15 protein-coding genes are annotated in these 16,089 nt (G+C 63.1%); 9 read left to right on the top strand and 6 right to left on the bottom strand.

The window, feature by feature from the left end:
* Together FKL89_RS12025 and FKL89_RS12020 are read right to left on the bottom strand one after the other, a co-directional pair.
* Positions 1 to 780, bottom strand: a complete 780-nt coding sequence (locus FKL89_RS12025; protein WP_238363340.1) for a molybdate ABC transporter substrate-binding protein — start codon at positions 778 to 780, stop codon at positions 1 to 3.
* A 211-nt stretch (positions 781 to 991) separates the two neighbouring features.
* Positions 992 to 1,441, bottom strand: coding sequence for a hypothetical protein (locus FKL89_RS12020; RefSeq protein ID WP_156862978.1), 450 nt, complete (start codon positions 1,439 to 1,441; stop codon positions 992 to 994).
* Positions 1,442 to 1,508: 67 nt separating this feature from the next.
* On the opposite strand from FKL89_RS12020, the gene FKL89_RS12015 reads away from it, so the two are divergent.
* The 7 genes from FKL89_RS12015 to FKL89_RS11985 all read left to right on the top strand — a co-directional run bounded on the left by FKL89_RS12015 (position 1,509) and on the right by FKL89_RS11985 (position 9,112).
* The gene (locus FKL89_RS12015; protein WP_156862977.1) at positions 1,509 to 2,210 is read left to right on the top strand and encodes a cupredoxin domain-containing protein; all 702 of its coding nucleotides are present in this window, start codon (positions 1,509 to 1,511) and stop codon (positions 2,208 to 2,210) included.
* 15 nt (positions 2,211 to 2,225) lie between these two features.
* Positions 2,226 to 3,275 carry a DUF72 domain-containing protein gene (locus tag FKL89_RS12010; protein WP_156862976.1) on the top strand — a complete coding sequence of 350 codons (1,050 nt, stop codon included), beginning with the start codon at positions 2,226 to 2,228 and terminating at the stop codon, positions 3,273 to 3,275.
* Between the two features lie 36 nt (positions 3,276 to 3,311).
* Positions 3,312 to 3,950, top strand: a complete 639-nt coding sequence (locus FKL89_RS12005) for a DUF47 domain-containing protein (protein ID WP_156862975.1) — start codon at positions 3,312 to 3,314, stop codon at positions 3,948 to 3,950.
* A 22-nt stretch (positions 3,951 to 3,972) separates the two neighbouring features.
* On the top strand, positions 3,973 to 4,983 hold the full coding sequence (locus FKL89_RS12000) for an inorganic phosphate transporter (RefSeq protein WP_156862974.1): 1,011 nt from the start codon (positions 3,973 to 3,975) through the stop codon (positions 4,981 to 4,983).
* Between the two features lie 34 nt (positions 4,984 to 5,017).
* Complete coding sequence (locus FKL89_RS11995; protein ID WP_156862973.1) at positions 5,018 to 6,103, top strand: sensor histidine kinase; 1,086 nt, start codon at positions 5,018 to 5,020, stop codon at positions 6,101 to 6,103.
* A 17-nt stretch (positions 6,104 to 6,120) separates the two neighbouring features.
* Positions 6,121 to 6,870 carry a LytR/AlgR family response regulator transcription factor gene (locus tag FKL89_RS11990; RefSeq protein ID WP_156862972.1) on the top strand — a complete coding sequence of 250 codons (750 nt, stop codon included), beginning with the start codon at positions 6,121 to 6,123 and terminating at the stop codon, positions 6,868 to 6,870.
* A gap of 136 nt (positions 6,871 to 7,006) precedes the next feature.
* The gene (locus FKL89_RS11985) at positions 7,007 to 9,112 is read left to right on the top strand and encodes a S9 family peptidase (protein ID WP_162527501.1); all 2,106 of its coding nucleotides are present in this window, start codon (positions 7,007 to 7,009) and stop codon (positions 9,110 to 9,112) included.
* 52 nt (positions 9,113 to 9,164) lie between these two features.
* Here the strand turns inward: FKL89_RS11985 and FKL89_RS11980 are convergent, their stop codons facing one another.
* The 4 genes from FKL89_RS11980 to FKL89_RS11965 all read right to left on the bottom strand — a co-directional run bounded on the left by FKL89_RS11980 (position 9,165) and on the right by FKL89_RS11965 (position 13,267).
* Positions 9,165 to 9,986 (bottom strand): sugar phosphate isomerase/epimerase family protein, encoded by an 822-nt coding sequence (locus FKL89_RS11980; protein WP_156862970.1) that lies wholly within the window; start codon positions 9,984 to 9,986, stop codon positions 9,165 to 9,167.
* A 6-nt stretch (positions 9,987 to 9,992) separates the two neighbouring features.
* Entirely contained in the window at positions 9,993 to 10,619 is a 627-nt protein-coding gene (locus tag FKL89_RS11975; protein ID WP_156862969.1) for an NIPSNAP family protein, read from the bottom strand.
* Positions 10,620 to 10,692: 73 nt separating this feature from the next.
* Positions 10,693 to 12,405, bottom strand: coding sequence for an FAD-dependent oxidoreductase (locus FKL89_RS11970; protein ID WP_156862968.1), 1,713 nt, complete (start codon positions 12,403 to 12,405; stop codon positions 10,693 to 10,695).
* 28 nt (positions 12,406 to 12,433) lie between these two features.
* The gene (locus FKL89_RS11965) at positions 12,434 to 13,267 is read right to left on the bottom strand and encodes an IclR family transcriptional regulator (protein WP_156862967.1); all 834 of its coding nucleotides are present in this window, start codon (positions 13,265 to 13,267) and stop codon (positions 12,434 to 12,436) included.
* 232 nt (positions 13,268 to 13,499) lie between these two features.
* On the opposite strand from FKL89_RS11965, the gene FKL89_RS11960 reads away from it, so the two are divergent.
* Positions 13,500 to 14,294, top strand: coding sequence for a shikimate dehydrogenase family protein (locus FKL89_RS11960; protein WP_156862966.1), 795 nt, complete (start codon positions 13,500 to 13,502; stop codon positions 14,292 to 14,294).
* A gap of 1 nt (position 14,295) precedes the next feature.
* Entirely contained in the window at positions 14,296 to 16,071 is a 1,776-nt protein-coding gene (locus FKL89_RS11955; protein WP_156862965.1) for an FAD-dependent oxidoreductase, read from the top strand.
* Positions 16,072 to 16,089: the final 18 nt, after the last annotated feature.

The following is a 16,089-nucleotide window of genomic DNA, read 5'->3' as shown; positions in this document are numbered from 1 at the left end:
TCACGGCCCCTCCATCCCCTTGTCCTTCAACACCTCCCGCGTCTTGGCGCTGGCGAGCGCGGCGAGTAGTGCGCGCGCTGCCTCCGCGTCGCGCGCGTTGCCGCTGATGGCGCCGGCATAGACGGTGTAGTTCTGGATTTCGGCCGGGATCGGGCCAACGAGCTGGGCGCCGGGGACGGCGAGGATTTCGCTGATCTGGTGGATGGCGAGGTCGGCCTGGTCGTTGACCAGCCGCTGCGCCACGAGGCCGCCCGGCACCAGCACGGCCTTGGGCTTGATGCGGTCAGCGATGCCCGCCTTCTCGAACCATTGCGACAGATAAATGCCACTGGATCCGCCGGCCGCCGGGTCGATGTAGGCGACCGCGCGCGCGGCGAGCAGGGCGCTCTTGAAGGCATCGACGCTGCTGATATCCGGCAGCGGCGCGCCGCGCTTGACGGCCACGCCGATCGCCACCTTTGCCAGCCGCTGCACGCTGCCGCCGACCACCTTGCTGTCCTTCGCCAGCGGCTCCAGCGCGCCGGGCGTCAGCACCACCAGATCAAACGCCTCGCCACTGTTGATGCGCTTCACCAGGGCACCGGCCGTGTCGTTGTCGATCACCAGCTTGTGCCCGGTCTGCTTCTCAAAGTCCGCCGCGATGGCGGTTACTACCGGCTTGAAGGCGCCAGCGGTGAGTACCTTGATCTCGGCGGCGGCGACCGGCATCGTACTCAGCGCAAGTCCGGTCACGCTCATCATCGCGCCAATCGCCAAACGCCATCGGTTCAAAACTGCCATATCTTTCTCCAGTGCTAGCGACTGATTGCCATCCCGCCAGCCGCAGCGCGAAGTGTCAACCAAAAGCGGCGGGTCGGGCAGATGCCGTACAGCTTTTTGCCATAACCCGCATTTTAATTGGGCTCATCGCGCGTTTTTTCAAATACTCGACTTTACGCGAAATGCAGGCGTAAGCCTTATGCAACGGACTTTATGGAGCAATGCTGATGATCTACGGGAGTGTTTTATCGCGCCCCTCTGCCGCCCGCGCTTCCCGCTCGAATGGGTTGTTCCAGTAGTAGGCGCCAAAGTTCCGTGCGCGCAGCGCGGCGTACAAGCCGGCTCCGACATAGGCGAACGGGAAAAGCGGTCCCCAGCGCTCGCACTGGCGCACGTGCGCATGCTCATGCACGCGGCAGCCGTCCATGCAGCCGGCGTCGCGCGCGACGATCACATGGCCGATGGTCGCCGCCGCAAAGCCAGCGCCGCCGGTCAGCAGGCGGAACCACGGCCCATGCAGAAACCACGACAGTGCCGGGCCAGTGATTTCCAGCACGCCGTTCACCACGCGCCACTGGGCACGCCACAACGCGAGCGGCAGCAACGGCAGGGCGCAGAGGCTGACCGGTGCTACCCAGAGCACGGCGGCGACGCGTGCAATACGGCGAACGACGGATGACACGGGCGCAAAGTTAACGTAGATTCCGTTTCTGCTGACAACATCCATCTGATCGCGGAGAAGTCCATTCATGCGGTTCACTACCAAGCATTTCCCGGCGCAGCCGAAAGCCCTTCGCAGGCTTGCTGTCGTCGCAGCGCTCGGCGCCGCGCTGGTCGCGACCGCTGCGCAGGCCGGAACGCTGGTCGCCCAGATCAAGGACAAGAACGGCGCCCCGGTGCCCAATGCCGTGGTCTACGCGATGCCGGTGGGCGGCCCGGCGCCGGCAGCGGCGGCCAACGCCACTGCGACGGTGGAGCAGTCTTTCTTCAAGTTCGAGCCGTTCGTCAGTGTGGTGCAGACCGGCACCCGCATGCGCTTTCCGAACCGTGACCGGGGCGAGCATCACATCAAGGTGTTGTCCGGCCCGTCGGTCTTTGAGCACAAGGTTTACACCCGCAAGGAACCCGATCCGGTGCTTCTGGACAAGACCGGCCAGATCACGCTGCAATGCCTGATCCACGACTGGATGAATGCGCACATCTACGTGGTGGATTCGCCTTACTTCGGCAAGACGACCAAGGCGGGCTCAGCCGTAGTCGAGAACGTTCCTGCCGGTGAGTACGATGTGTTTGTGACGCATCCGAGCATGCTGGTGCCAGGGCAGATCAGTCCGTCGATGCCGCGCCGCGTCAAGTTCGACGCCAGCAATGTGCAGGTGCTGGAAGCGCGTCTCGAACTGGTGCCCAAGGCTGAGCCGTCGCGCCGGACGCCACCTGCGCACTACGAGTAGCCGCGGGCCGTAGCGTTGCCGGTCGGTCAGTTCGACTTGTTCGGCGGCGCGCCTGAGCCCGCCGCAAAGCCGTCGGCCAAGGCTGCCGATCACCGTGCCCCGCGACGAGGCGACAGCGACCGCGCAGTGCCGCCCGCAGCGCAAGACTCCCATCTCGCCGGACTCGGGGCCGCGCTGCCGCAGGGCGTTCATCTTGGCACTTCGTCGTGGAGTTTCCCCGGCTGGAGCGGTCTGGTCTATGAAGGCAGCCATTCCGAGGTAAAGCTCTCGCGGCAGGGCCTTGGTGCCTACGCCGCGCATCCGCTGCTGCGCACGGTCGGCATTGACCGTACTTTCTACGCGCCGATGGCGGAGGCGGATTTCCGCCGGTATGCCGGCCAGGCACGCGCGGTAGCGCCGGATTTCCGCTTTCTGGTCAAAGCGCCAATGCTGTTCACCGGTCCGCGCTTGCGCAGCGACGACGGCCAGTGGACGGACAACCCGGCCTTTCTCAGTGCGGCGCTGGCGACGGCGCAATTCGTGCAGCCTGCGACGCAGGGGCTGGGCGACAGCTGCGGCCCGCTGGTGTTCCAGTTCCCGCCGCTGGGGCCGCGCTTCACGCGGGCGCCGCAGCGCTTCGCCGATGCGCTGGCAGAGTTTCTGCTGGCCTTGCCCAGGCTGTATGGGTCGGCTTTCTACGCCGTCGAAGTGCGTGATCAGGAGCTGCTGACCGATGACTACCTCGCCGCCCTGTGTGCGGGCGGCGCAACGCATTGCATCGCAATCCACGCCCGGATGCCGCCCGCAGCTACGCAGGGGCGCTTCTGGCGCGACGCCGGGCGGCTGCCACTGGTGGTGCGGTGGAGCCTTCACTCGGGAATGAAATACGAGGAAGCGAAGGAGCGTTACGCACCGTTCAACGCTCTTGTTGACGAGGATCCGGAAGGGCGCGAACAGGTGGCCGTGCTGATCGCGGAGGCGGTGCGGCGCGAAATCGCGGCTTACATCATCGTCAACAACAAGGCGGAAGGTTCGGCACCACTTACCATACACAAGCTCGCCGACCGATTGGTGCAGCGCAGCTAGAATCCGGGCAACTTTGAAAATTAGCAGGGGTCGCGCATGTTCGGTCGCTTCATGCCGCAGGAAGGGCGCTTTTTTGAACTTTTCAATCTGCATGCCCATGAAATTGTCGAAGGTGGCAAGGAGCTGGTGGCGCTGCTGAACGCGCTGGGTGAGGGGGCCACTGACCTGCGCGATCATGCCAACGCGATTGATGCGATCGAAAAACGTGGCGACACTTACACCCGCGAAGCGATCCAGCTGCTGCACAAGACTTTCATCACGCCACTCGACCGCGAGGAGATTCACCGGCTGATCTCCAATATGGATGACGTACTGGATCTGATGCAGGACGTCGCCGAGTCGGTCTCACTCTACGACATCAAGACGGTCACGCCCGAAGCCAAGCAGCTTGGCGAGATCTGCCTGCAATGCTGCGAGCGCGTCAAGTCCGCTGTGGCGCTGGTTTCCAATATGGACAACGCGACTACCATCCTGAAAATTTGTGAGGAAATTGACCGCCTCGAATCGGATGCCGACCGCGTGATGCGCAGCGCCATCTCGAAACTGTTCCGCACCGAGCGCGATGCCGTGCAGCTCATCAAGTTGAAGGCCATCTACGAGCTGCTGGAGACGGTGACCGACCGCTGTGAAGACGTCGCCAATGTGATGCAGGGCATCGTCATCGAAAACGCCTGAACCCCAGGCAGGACGGCTCGTCATGGAACCTACCGCAATCGCCCTCTGGGTCATCGTATTGCTCGTTGCGCTCGCGCTTGCGTTCGATTTCATGAACGGCTTTCACGACGCGGCCAACGCTATCGCCACCATTGTCTCCACTGGCGTGCTGAAGCCGGGGCAGGCCGTAATCTGGGCGGCATGCTTCAATTTTCTGGCGCTGTTCATCTTCGGGTTGCACGTGGCGGCGACCATCGGCAAGGGCATGGTCGATCCCAGCGTGGTCGATAGCCACGTGATCTTTGGCGCACTGGTTGGCGCCATCAGCTGGAACGTCATCACCTGGTACTACGGCATCCCGTCATCGTCATCGCATGCGCTGATCGGCGGCATGATTGGCGCCACGGTGGCAAAGGCGGGTACCGGTGCGCTGGTCGGCGCCGGCATCGGCAAGACGGTGGTATTCATCGTGGTGTCACCGGCGATGGGGTTCATCCTCGGCGCGTTGATGATGCTGGCGGTGTCGTGGATCTTCCGCCGTGCCATGCCAGGACGGGTTGACCGCTGGTTCCGGCGTGGGCAGTTGCTCTCCTGCGCGCTGTACAGCCTGGGTCACGGCAGCAACGACGCGCAGAAGACAATGGGCATCATCTGGTTGCTGCTGATCATTGCCGGTCTCGCGACCAAGGATGTGAAGTCCCTGCCTTACTGGGTCATCATCAGTTGCTACGCCGCCATTTCGCTTGGCACTTTGTTCGGCGGCTGGCGTATCGTCAAGACGATGGGGCAGAAGATCACCAAGCTGAAGCCGGTCGGTGGCTTCTGTGCCGAGACCGGCGGCGCCATTACATTGTTTGTGGCGTCGAGCTTCGGCATTCCAGTGTCCACGACGCACACGATCACCGGGGCCATCGTCGGCGTGGGCGCCGCGCGCAAGTTCTCGGCGGTGCGCTGGGGTATTGCCGGCAGCATTGTCTGGGCCTGGGTGTTCACCATTCCAGCGTCGGCTTTCATTGCCGCCCTGGCCTGGTGGTTCGGCAAACAACTTTTCTAGGTCAATCCCTGTGGATTCACAGGCGCCGGTAGCGATGTCACGCCACTGGCGCTGGCTATTCGCGTCAATCCCGGTCGCGTTGTTGCTGGCCTCACTGGCGGCCTGGGCGGTGCCCGACATTGCGTTTTACGAGGCGTGGCCGGCGTTCAACGTGATGTTTTTCCTGGTGGGACTGGCGGTCATTCCGGTCTTCTCGCCAACTGCGAGTCTGGCCCGCAAGCTGATCCACATCACGGTGCTGGCACCGGTCGCTGCGGTGTTCATCGCCATCCTGATCGGTGCAGCGCTGGATCGATACTACGGTAACGATCTGCGGCAGACTTTCTACCTGCGCTTTCAGGCAACGCTGATTGCCGGCTTGTCGGCAGGGCTGCTTTACGCGGCTGTCGTTGGCGCCATCGTTTATCTGCGGGCGCAGCAGGTGGCACTGGCCAACCGCCGGCTCTCGTCCGAGAAACAGGCGAGCGACGTGCAGCGACAGTTGACCGAGACGCGTCTGCGCCTGCTGCAGGCGCAAATTGAACCGCACTTCCTGTTCAACACACTGGCGTCGGCGCAGCAGCTCGCGCAAAAGGGCGCACCTGACGCTGCCCGGCTGATTGGCCATCTGGTTCGCTTTCTGCGGATTTCGATCCCGTCAATGCGTGATGACAAGGGGGCGCTGAAGCGGGAATTCGAACAGATAGCCGCATATCTGGCCATCATGCAGACGCGCATGGGTGAGCGGCTGCAGTACTCGGTTGAAGCACAGGCGGGCAGTGAGCAGTTTCCATTGCCGCCGGCATTGGTGATGACGCTGGTCGAGAACGCGATCAAGCACGGCATTGAGCCCGCTGCCGAGGGTGGCCGCGTGGACGTGCGCTCGCTGATTGACGGTCAGCAGCTGGTCATCAGCGTGGCGGACACCGGCGTTGGTCTGACACCGGATTCGGGCGATGCAGGGGAAACCGGCACGGGTCTCGGGCTTTCCAACATCGCGCAACGTCTGCAGGCGATCTACGGTGACGCAGCGCGCCTGCAGCTCACACAAAATGCGCCACGCGGCTGTCTTGCTACGCTTTTTTTGCCGCTGACGGCTGGTGACACGCCGGCGCCGCCTTCATCAACACTGCCTGTCTGACTCGCATTGCAACATCCATGGATCCGATTCGCTGCCTGATTGCCGACGATGAACCACTGATGCGGGACCGCATGCGCGAGCTGCTCGCTGCATACAGCGACTTCGAGCTGGTCGCCGAGGCCGGTAACGGCGCTGATGCGCTGGAGAAGTTTGAAGCCACGCAACCGGACGTTTGTTTTCTCGACATTCGCATGCCGATACGGTCCGGGCTGGAGGTGGCTACTGAAATTGGTGATCGTTCGCGCATCGTGTTCTGCACCGCCTATGACCAGTTTGCGATCGAGGCGTTTGAGCGCGGCGCGGTGGACTACCTGCTGAAGCCGGTCGAGGAGGAACGGCTGGCGGTGACGCTGGAGCGATTGCGCAAGGGCATCGATACCCCGCCCGACGATGTCACCCCGGTCATCCACCTGCTCAACAGCCAGACGCCACGCACCACGCCGAGACTCAAGTGGATCAAGGCACTGGTCGGGCATGACGTGAAGATGTTCCCGGTCGATGATGTGATCTTCTTCCAGTCCGACACCAAATACACAAGGGTTGTTACCGAGACCGAGGATGTGCTGATCCGAACTTCGCTGCGTGAGCTGCTCGACGGCCTCGACCCGGAAATCTTCTGGCAGGTTCACCGCAGTGCGATCGTCAACGTGAACCGGATCACGCGCATCACTCGCGATGGCGTCGAAAAGCATTCACTGGTGCTCCGGGGTTGCCCGGAAAAAATCGCGGTCAGCCGCCACTTCTTTCATCTGTTCAAGCAGATGTGATGCGGAGCCCGTCGCCCGTATCGTCACTGATCCCCGGCACTCGTCATTGGTCGCAAATCGATTTCTGGCGGGCTCCTGTCGCCGCAAACTGGACGTCATGACAAGCGGTACCAACACGTCGGCAGGGGGCAGGCGTATGCACAGCACTGTTGGCGGCTACCGTGGCGGACGCCAGTGGTGGAAGGTGCTTTCGCTGCTGCTGGCGGCATTGCTGCTAGCGCCGCTGTACGCACAGTCATCAACGCAAGCCAGCACTGGCTCTGCCACTGTTTCGCCGCCGGCCTTGCCCGCGCTTGCCACGCCACCGCAGCCGGGCACGGCATTGCCGCAGACGGCTACGCCGCCTGCGCAGATCGCGACGCAGGACTTTTTCCGTCTGCCAGACGTATTCCGCCCTGGGCTCTCGCCTGATGGCAACCATCTCGCTTTTCTGGCGCGCGCTGGCGGCCGCCTCGGGCTCGCCGTCATCGATGTCGAAAAGCGTACGTCCCGGATGATCGCAACACTGCCGGACACCGACATCGTCGAGTATTACTGGGTCAACTCGAGGCGGCTGGTGTTTGTCAGCGGCAACGTGTTCGACCCGGTGGGCATTGCCAACCCCTGGCGCACCGGGGGCCTGTTCGCGGTAGACCGCGACGGCAGCGAGGCAAAGCGCCTTGCGCTGCCGATGGGCGAGGGTGGCGCCATCATCGTGCGGCCACGTTACACACGAGTAATGGCCACGCTCGCCGATGGCAGCGACGACATCATTGTCGCCAGCAACGAGCGCAACTTCGATGCCAGCGACGTCTATCGCCTGAACACCCGTACCGCACGCAAGAAGCTGCTGAGTTTCGATAACCCCGGCGACGTCGTGCAGTGGGCGCTTGATCGCGATGGCATACCGCGCGGTGCGGTCTCCAGCAAAGGGCCGGTGAACCGCGTCTTCTACCGCCGCGACGACAAGTCACCCTGGATCAAATGGAGCGAAGGCGACTTCCGGGAACCGGCCAGCTGGCCGCATTCGATCGGTTATGACGGCAGTATTTTTGGCTTCGGCCTCAAGGACCGCAGCGAGGCGAGACTCGCCAGCTCGCGGCTGACGGCGGCGCTGCTGCGTTTCGACGAACGCGGGCAGACGCAGGCGGTGCTGGCGCATCGCGATGACTATGACTTGCTGTATCCCGTCTTCGACCCCGTCGCGAAGAAGCTGGCTGGTGTCGGCTATCGCGGTGAGCGACAGGCGATTGCCTGGCTGGACGAGCGTTGGGCCGCATTGCAGCGGCAATTCGACCAGCAACTGCCGAACGCAGTGAACTTCTTCGTGCCACCAGAGCAGGGCAAGCGAATGCTGGTTTACTCGTTTTCCGACCGGCTGCCGGGTACGGTGTATCTGTTTGACTTCCAGACCAGCAAACTTGAATACCTGATCGACGCGCGGCCCTGGCTTAAGCCGGCGCTGATGGCGGAGTCGCGCATCGTGAAGTTCAACGCGCGCGATGAACTGCCGCTGACGGCGCTGCTCACGCTACCGCGCAACGTGGCGCCGAAAAACCTGCCGTTGGTGGTGATCGTACATGGTGGCCCATGGGTACCGGGGTACGCGTGGCAGTGGGACGCCGAGGCGCAGTTTCTGGCATCGCGTGGCTACGCAGTGATCCAGCCGAACTTTCGTGGTACGGCGGGCCTTGGTGCAAGGCATTTGCTGGCCAGCTTCCGGCAATGGGGGTTAGCGATGCAGGACGACATCACTGACACCGCACAGTGGGCCGTGAAGCAGGGCATTGCGGACCCAAAGCGCATGTGTATCTACGGCGCGAGCTACGGCGGTTACGCGGCGATGCAGGCGCTGGTGCGCACGCCCGAGCAGTTCCAGTGCGCCATTAACTATGTTGGCGTGACTGACCTGCAGTTGTTTCATTCGGTGACATGGTCAGACTCCAGTGACAGCGATTTCATGCGCTACCTGTTCCCGTTGATGGTCGGTGATCCCGACCGCGACACCGCGCAACTGCGAGCCACCTCCCCGGCGCAGAACGCGGAGCGCATTACCAGGCCGGTGTTGATGGCGTACGGTGGCGAAGACCGGCGTGTGCCATTGATTCATGGCGAAAAGATGCGTGACGCAATGGAGCGAGCGGGCAAGCCAGTCGAATGGATGGTGCGCGCTGACGAAGGGCATGGCTACGCAAAGCTGGAAAACCGCGTCGAGTTCTACAACCGCATGGAGGCCTTGCTCAAACGCACGATCGGGCGCTAGGCGCGTGGACGCCGTACTGCCTTGTGATCAACTCAGTCGTGAAGACGCGTTGCTATTGGATCGACGGGTGGTCGCACAGTACCGCACGCGCAGCAGCCAGTGCCTGCCTTGCCCACTCACGCTCACCAAGACGCGGAACGCGGAGATAGTTGGGCACCTCGACGCTGATCGGCAGATCAGTCGGCAACGCCGAAAACAGTCCGCTCAGGTCGATGCCTCCTTCGCCCGGCAGCAGGCGTTCCTGGCGGGCCGTGTGGATCAACTCCTCATCTGTCGCGGGAATTTCGGCAGGCGCGTCGCAAATCTGCGCATAGTGCAGCCAATGGCGGGGAATGGCGGCGATGTCCGCCCGCGTGGTTGCCGAGCGAGCGAAGTGCAGTGCGTCGACCAGCACACCTCCCCAGACTGGCGAGCCTGCCGCCTCGACGAGAGCGACGGCTTGTTTTGCGTTCTTGACCGCCGTCCACGGCATGAATTCGAGGTTCGCATGCAACCTGTACTGTCCGGCGAGCTGGCAAATGCGCGCGAAGTTGTCGGCGAGCCGGGACTGATCGGGGTCGTCGGCAGCGACCAGCAGCGAGTGCGCGCCCAGCGCGGCGCCTGCCTCAAGTAACGGCACATAACGCGTCGCATCGAAGTCGCTGCCGATGCGGATGATTTCGAGATCGAACACGCCGACACCAGTATCACGTATCCGCTGCCGGGTTTCGCGCAGGGCAACTGCGTCACCAATCAGGTGCTGCTGCGGTGCACCGGCTGCGTTTGGCAGCAGGCGCAGGCCAACGTAGCCATAGCCCAGCTCTGCCGCAAGCGACACCATGTCTGCGGGTCGCAATGCACTGGTGGTGAGATAGGCGAGTGAATAGGTGCGCATGAGCGGCTAGCGCAATGGCGATACTGGGGTTGGCAAGGCGATGGTCGATGTCATCGCCGTGGTGAGCCATGCCGGGCCGCCTTTCGGAGGCCAGATCCCCTGCGCGACAGCTTCAGCTCGCGCCTTGCTGCGTGCGTCGAGCGAGGGGTACGCCCAGATGTTGGTGAAGCGCAGCGGGCCGTCGAGCGCGACCATGGCGATGATGCATGGCGAGATTTTTTCGCGTTCGGGCACGAACTGTTGCCACAGATCAATGGTGGGCTGTACACCGTCCGGCTTGATGCCGTAGGTCCGAATCTCATACACGGGCCCCAGGAGGCCGCTTTCAGCGGTCGGGCGAACCGGGCGCATCCACGGAAATGCGCGGTAACTGTCGAGCGTCAGCGATTGGTAGATTGATCCGCAGCCAAAGGCGTTGCCACCATCCTGAGTGCGCTGTCGCTCTGCCTGCAGCCTCGCCACATCGGGAAAGCCGCGTAGTACCAGCATCTGGTTCAGGGTGCCGATATCGGTGAACCAGCAGCCGAGCAGTTCACCACCGGCTTCGGGCGCTGAGCAGAAGGCTTGTACCTGACTTGCTGCCTGCGCAGCGGTGCCAAAGGGCAAGGTCATGGTGGCGATTTCGTAGTACATGAGGTGGTCCTTGTTCTGGAGAATCGGTTGATCGAGGCGCTGTCGACGAAGACAGACGTCATCATTGCGGACGTCAATGCGGCGGCAACGCCGCGGCATGTCGGGCGGCCAGATAACCAAAAGTCATCGCCGGACCGAGCGTGATGCCACCGCTCGGGTAGCGCCCGCCCATGATCGAATTCATGTCATTGCCGCAGGCGTAGAGGCCACCAATAGGCATGCCGCTGGAGTCCAATACCTGCGCGTTGTTGTCCGTCACCAGCCCGGCAAAGGTGCCAAGGCTGCCCGGAACCACCCTCACCGCATAGAACGGCGCCTGCGTGATCGGCGCCATGCAGGGGTTGGGTCCACCATGCTTAGCGTCGCCCTGAATTCGGTTGTACGCGGTTTCGCCCTTGTGAAAGTCCGCATCGACGCCGGCAGCGGTCTGGCTGTTGTAGCGAGCTACCGTTGCCGTAAGCGCCGACGCGTTGATGCCGCACTCGGTCGCCAGCGCCGCCAGCGTGCGCCCGCGCTTGAGATATCCGGATCGCAGATACGGCCTGAGTGGCAGTGGCGCCGGCTTTGCAGCGCCGAGGCCCCAGTGACGGATGAAGGCGTGATCGCAAACCAGCCACGCTTCGACTGTGGGCTTGCCATCGCAAACGCGCAGCAGATCGGTCATGAAGTCGTAGTAGGAGTTGGCTTCGTTGGTGAATCGCACGCCATCGCGCGTGACTGAGATCAGGCCGGGTTTCGCCCGCTCCAGCAAGTGGGGGTAGTGGCCCAAGCTGCCATCGGGACGGGGTACCAGTGAAACTGGTGCGAGTGCCGCGGGTGACGCCTGATTGCGGGATACTGAACCGCCGACTTCTTCGCCCGCGCGAAGCCCTTCGCCGGTGCAACTCCCTGCTGCCGCCGACCAGTGCTCTCGACCGGAAGGGGCGTGCGGCAGCAGTTGCTGCTTGCGCGCGATGTCGTGCGGGAAGCCGCCACAGGCGAGTACGACGCCGCGCGTGGCACGGACTTCTACGTCGCCGTGTGGACTGTGAATGATGGCACCGGTGACTCGGCCGCCGACGTGTTGATTGCCACCGACAAGTCGTACCAGCGAGGTGTTGAGCCGAATTTCCACGTTGCGGTCGAGCGCTGAACGCACCAGCGCGGCGACCAGCGCATTGCCGTTGACCAGATGCATGCCGCAGCCATGTAGCAGGCGATCACGCCAATGTCGCAGCACGCGTCGCGTGACGTAGGCGAATGAAGACCATGATCGCATGGCATTGAAGAAGTGCCGTATATCCGCGCCTGAGGCGATTCCCATGCCCCACGGTGCCGTTTCGCGGAGCGGGGGCTTCAGGTGCCTGATGTGCTCTCCGAGCTGACGTCCGTCGAACGGCGCTGCGCATACGCTGCGACCGCCGGTCGCAGCGTCAGGACTGTTGCCGTGAAAATCGGGGATCACGTTGCCGTCAATGAACTGCAGCGCCGTCTGTTCGCGAAAGAACGTCACCATGTGCGGTGCGTTTTCAAGAAAAGTGCGTACCAGAGGCTCGTTGCATCCATCACCGAGCTCGTGGCGCAGGTAGTTGAGTGGCGCGTCGATGCTTTCGACAATACCCGCCGCGACAGCCAGTGGATTGCGTGGCACCCACATCCAGCCCCCCGACCAGGCGGTCGTACCGCCGAATTGTGAATCCTTCTCGACAACGATCACCTTGAGGCCAAGATGTGCTGCGACCACAGCAGTCGACAGTCCACCCGCACCGGAGCCGGCGACGAGCAGGTCGCAATGCTCGACTTGCATTGCTCGCTCCGGCGACGTGGTCAGCGAGTCAGGCTGCATAGATCGGTTTGGCCGCACTGTCGGCTGCTCGCGCTGCTCCTCGACCGACCCGACTGAGGAAGGGTGAGGCGCTGCTCGCGGCCGCGAGCTGAGCCGCGAACGACAGCAGCTCCGGCGCCAGCGACTCCATCCGCGCCTCGGTGAAACGCACTGTTGGCCCGGCGATACTGACCACGCCCAGTGGTGGCTGCCCAGCCAGTCGAACCGGCGCCGCCATCGCATTGAGGCCGGCGGTATAGGTCTCGACGGTGATGCTGTAGCCGCGTTCGCGTGCTGCCTGCACGTGCGCCAGTACGGCCTGCACCGTGCGTGGCGCGTTGGGACCAAATTCCTCGGCGCTACCGATCTCTTGGGTACCCAGCAGACGAAGGGCTTCTTCATCGCTCAGTGCGGACATCCAGGCGATGCCGGAGGAGGAGCAGGATAGTCGCGCGTCACTGCCCATGTCCGGGTCGTAGCGCAAGCCCTGGCGCGCTCCCTGAGCGCGGGCAACCCATGTCAGGCGCTGACCATCAATTACTGAAAGCCGTACCAGCTCGCCCGAGATTTCGGCGAGGCGATTAAGCAGCGGCTGTGCCACATCAACGATGCCCGTGTTGCTGAGAAAGCTCAGTCCGAGCGAGACCAGTTTGGTGGTCAATACGTAGTCGCCGTGGTCTCTTGTTTGCCGCACATAACCGCAGCGAACCAGATCGGCCAGCAGACGGTGCGTTGCGCTGCGCGGAATGTCGAGCTGGTCTGCAATCGCGGCAAGCTCAAGAGGTTCACCGCGCTGGGAGAGCAGCTCCAGGATGCCCAGGGTTCGTTCAAGGATGCCGTTCATCTTGCTTTCGTGTTGCTGCACCAGCGCGTAGTCACCGCATTTGCGCAGGCGGCAGGAGATTGGCGACCGCTCTGCGGCTGCTGGGTGCCTCCGACTGCTGCGTTTGCCTGCTGATATGCGGAAGTAGAATTTTATTCGAAAATGGAATAATATTCCAAGCGTGAGAAAAAGCAAGTAAAATCAACTTCATACCCAATTGCGGGCCGGTAGAGATCTGGCGGCGGAAGACAAAATGATCGAGACACTCAATGGCGCAACGCGCGTCCACTTTATCGTCGGCGACCCCATCGCGCAGGTAAAGTCGCCCGCAGGCGTGACGCAAGCGTTCGGCCAGCGCCAACAAAACGCTGTCGTAGTGCCGGCGCACGTCGCACCGGCTGATCTGGCCAACTGGTTGCGCGGCGTATCGCTGGCAAAAAATGTCGACGGCATCATCGTCACGGTCCCCCACAAATTTGCTTGCTGCGACCTCTGCGGCAGTACGTCCGACCGGGCGCGATTCCTGAAGACGGTCAACACCATGCGTCGCAATGCCGACGGCAGTTGGCACGGCGACATTTTCGATGGTCTCGGCTTTGTGGCTGCAATGCGTGACAACGGCTGCGAGCCACTGGGCAAGCGGGCGCTGCTGGTAGGTGCGGGCGGTGCCGGTTCAGCCATCGCGCATGCGCTGGTGATGGCCGGGGTTAGCGGGCTGGCAATCCACGATGAGGATGCGGCACGCCGCACCTCACTGGTGGATCGTCTCGCTACGCTGGGCCGTGCACCGGTGACGCATGGCAGCCCCGATCCGGCCGGATTCGACATCGTGCTCAACGCGACCCCGGTCGGCATGCGGCAAGCAGACCCTTATCCGCTGGAGGTTGCCCGACTGTCGGCGGACATGTTCGTCGGTTGTGTGATTACAGTGCCTGCCATTACACCTTTGATCGCGGCAGCGCGCCAGCTCGGCTGTGCCACCATGACCGGAGCAGACATGTTTGGCCGCGTGCGCGATCTGATGGTCGATTTCCTGCTCGGGGCATGACATGGACGTCTCGCTGCAGTCGGTCGCTGACCAGGATGTATTCGATGTCGTCGTGATCGGCGCTGGCTGCGCCGGTATGTCGGCGGCGCTGTGCGCCGCGATTGACGGCGCGCGTGTCTTGCTGGTGGAGCGCACTGAGTACCTTGGCGGCACCACTGCGCTGTCCGCCGCAACCAGCTGGGTGCCGCTCAGCAAGCCGGGGCTGGCAGTAGACCCGAGCGACAGCTATGAAAAGGCGCTGGACTTTCTGGATCGGGCGGTAGGCGCGCGGGCGCCGCGTGCCTTGCGTGAGGCATTTCTTGCCAATGGTCACGAGGCCGTTGCCAAGCTGGAGGACAACAGCCACGTGCAGTATCAGGTGCGCCAGTTGCATCCTGACTATATGACCGAGCTGCCCGGCTCTGTACTGCGGGGCCGCGCCATTGAGCCCAAGCCGTTCGACGGCCGCTTGCTGGGCAAAGCGCTCAAGCTGATCAGACCGCCGATCCCGGAGTTCACGGTGCTAGGCGGCATGATGGTTGATCGTGATGACATCGGGCACCTGTTGAACGTCGGCAAATCCTTCAAGTCGTTCCGCTATGCGATGCGCATCATCCTGCGCCATCAGATGGACCGGCTACTGCACGGTCGCGGTACGCGGCTGGTCATGGGCAATGCGCTGATCGGGCGGTTGCTGCTGTCTCTACGCGAACGCAAGGTGACCATTGTGAATCGCTGCAATGTGACGGCGCTGCGAACGCAGGGAGAAGGCGAGACAGGCAAGAGCGTCACTGGCGTCGTACTTGAGCAGGACGGCGTCCGTCGCGAAGTGGTGGTTCGAGGCGGCGTAGTCCTTGCCAGCGGCGGCTTCAATCGCCATCCTAAACGACGTGGTGAGTGGTTGCCGGGTGTCAGTCCCGATTGGTGCCCCGCTGCGCCGGGCCATACCGGGAGCGCGCAGGACCTTGCTATTGCCATCGGCGCCAGCTATGGCGCCACAGAATTGGCCTCAGATCCGGCAGAAGACGGCAAAGTGCTGAGTCATGCGTTCTGGGCGCCGGTTTCGATTCGCAAGCGTGCCGACGGTAGCGTCGCGGCCTTCCCGCACTTCGTGATGGATCGTGGCAAGCCGGGGATGATCACGGTGAACCAGCGCGGTGAGCGATTCGTCAATGAGTCGACGTCCTACCATCTGTTTGGCCTGGCCATGCAGGCCGCTGATCGGCACGCACCCAGTATTCCGGCGTGGCTGGTTTGCGATGCGGAAGCGCTGGCGCGCTATGGTCTCGGCATGATTCGGCCGGGAGCGAAGGAGGGGGCAAGCATCGCGCCATTTCTGGCCGACGGCTACCTGACGCAAGGTCGCACAGTGGCTGAATTGGCTGCGAAGATGGGCGCCGACCCTGCGGTGCTGACGGCAACGATCGAACGATTCAATGCGGCGGCGGAGCGGGGTGTTGACGCCGAGTTCCAGCGTGGCAGCACTGACTACCAGCGAGCCAACGGCGACGCCACGCGCAGCGCCAAAAATCCCTGTCTGGGGGCATTGCGAACCGGGCCGTACTACGCGATCCGGCTCTACCCGGGGGACATTGGCGCAGCAACAGGTCTGCGCACCGATGCCGCTGCGCGGGTGCTGGACCAGCGCGGCGAGCCAATCGCCGGCTTGTATGCCTGCGGCAATGACATGCACTCGATCATGGGGGGAACCTACCCCGCGCCCGGCATCACGATCGGCCCTGGCCTGACGTTTGCGTATCTTGCGGCGCAGGATGCAGTGGCGCGCAGCGCTACCTGACGGTGACAGGCGCGGCCG

The organism is Casimicrobium huifangae (genome assembly GCF_009746125.1).
GTDB classification, from domain to species: Bacteria; Pseudomonadota; Gammaproteobacteria; order Burkholderiales; family Casimicrobiaceae; genus Casimicrobium; species Casimicrobium huifangae.
The sequence above is the reverse complement of the archived record's forward strand: the minus strand, read 5'-3'. Positions and strand labels throughout refer to the sequence as shown.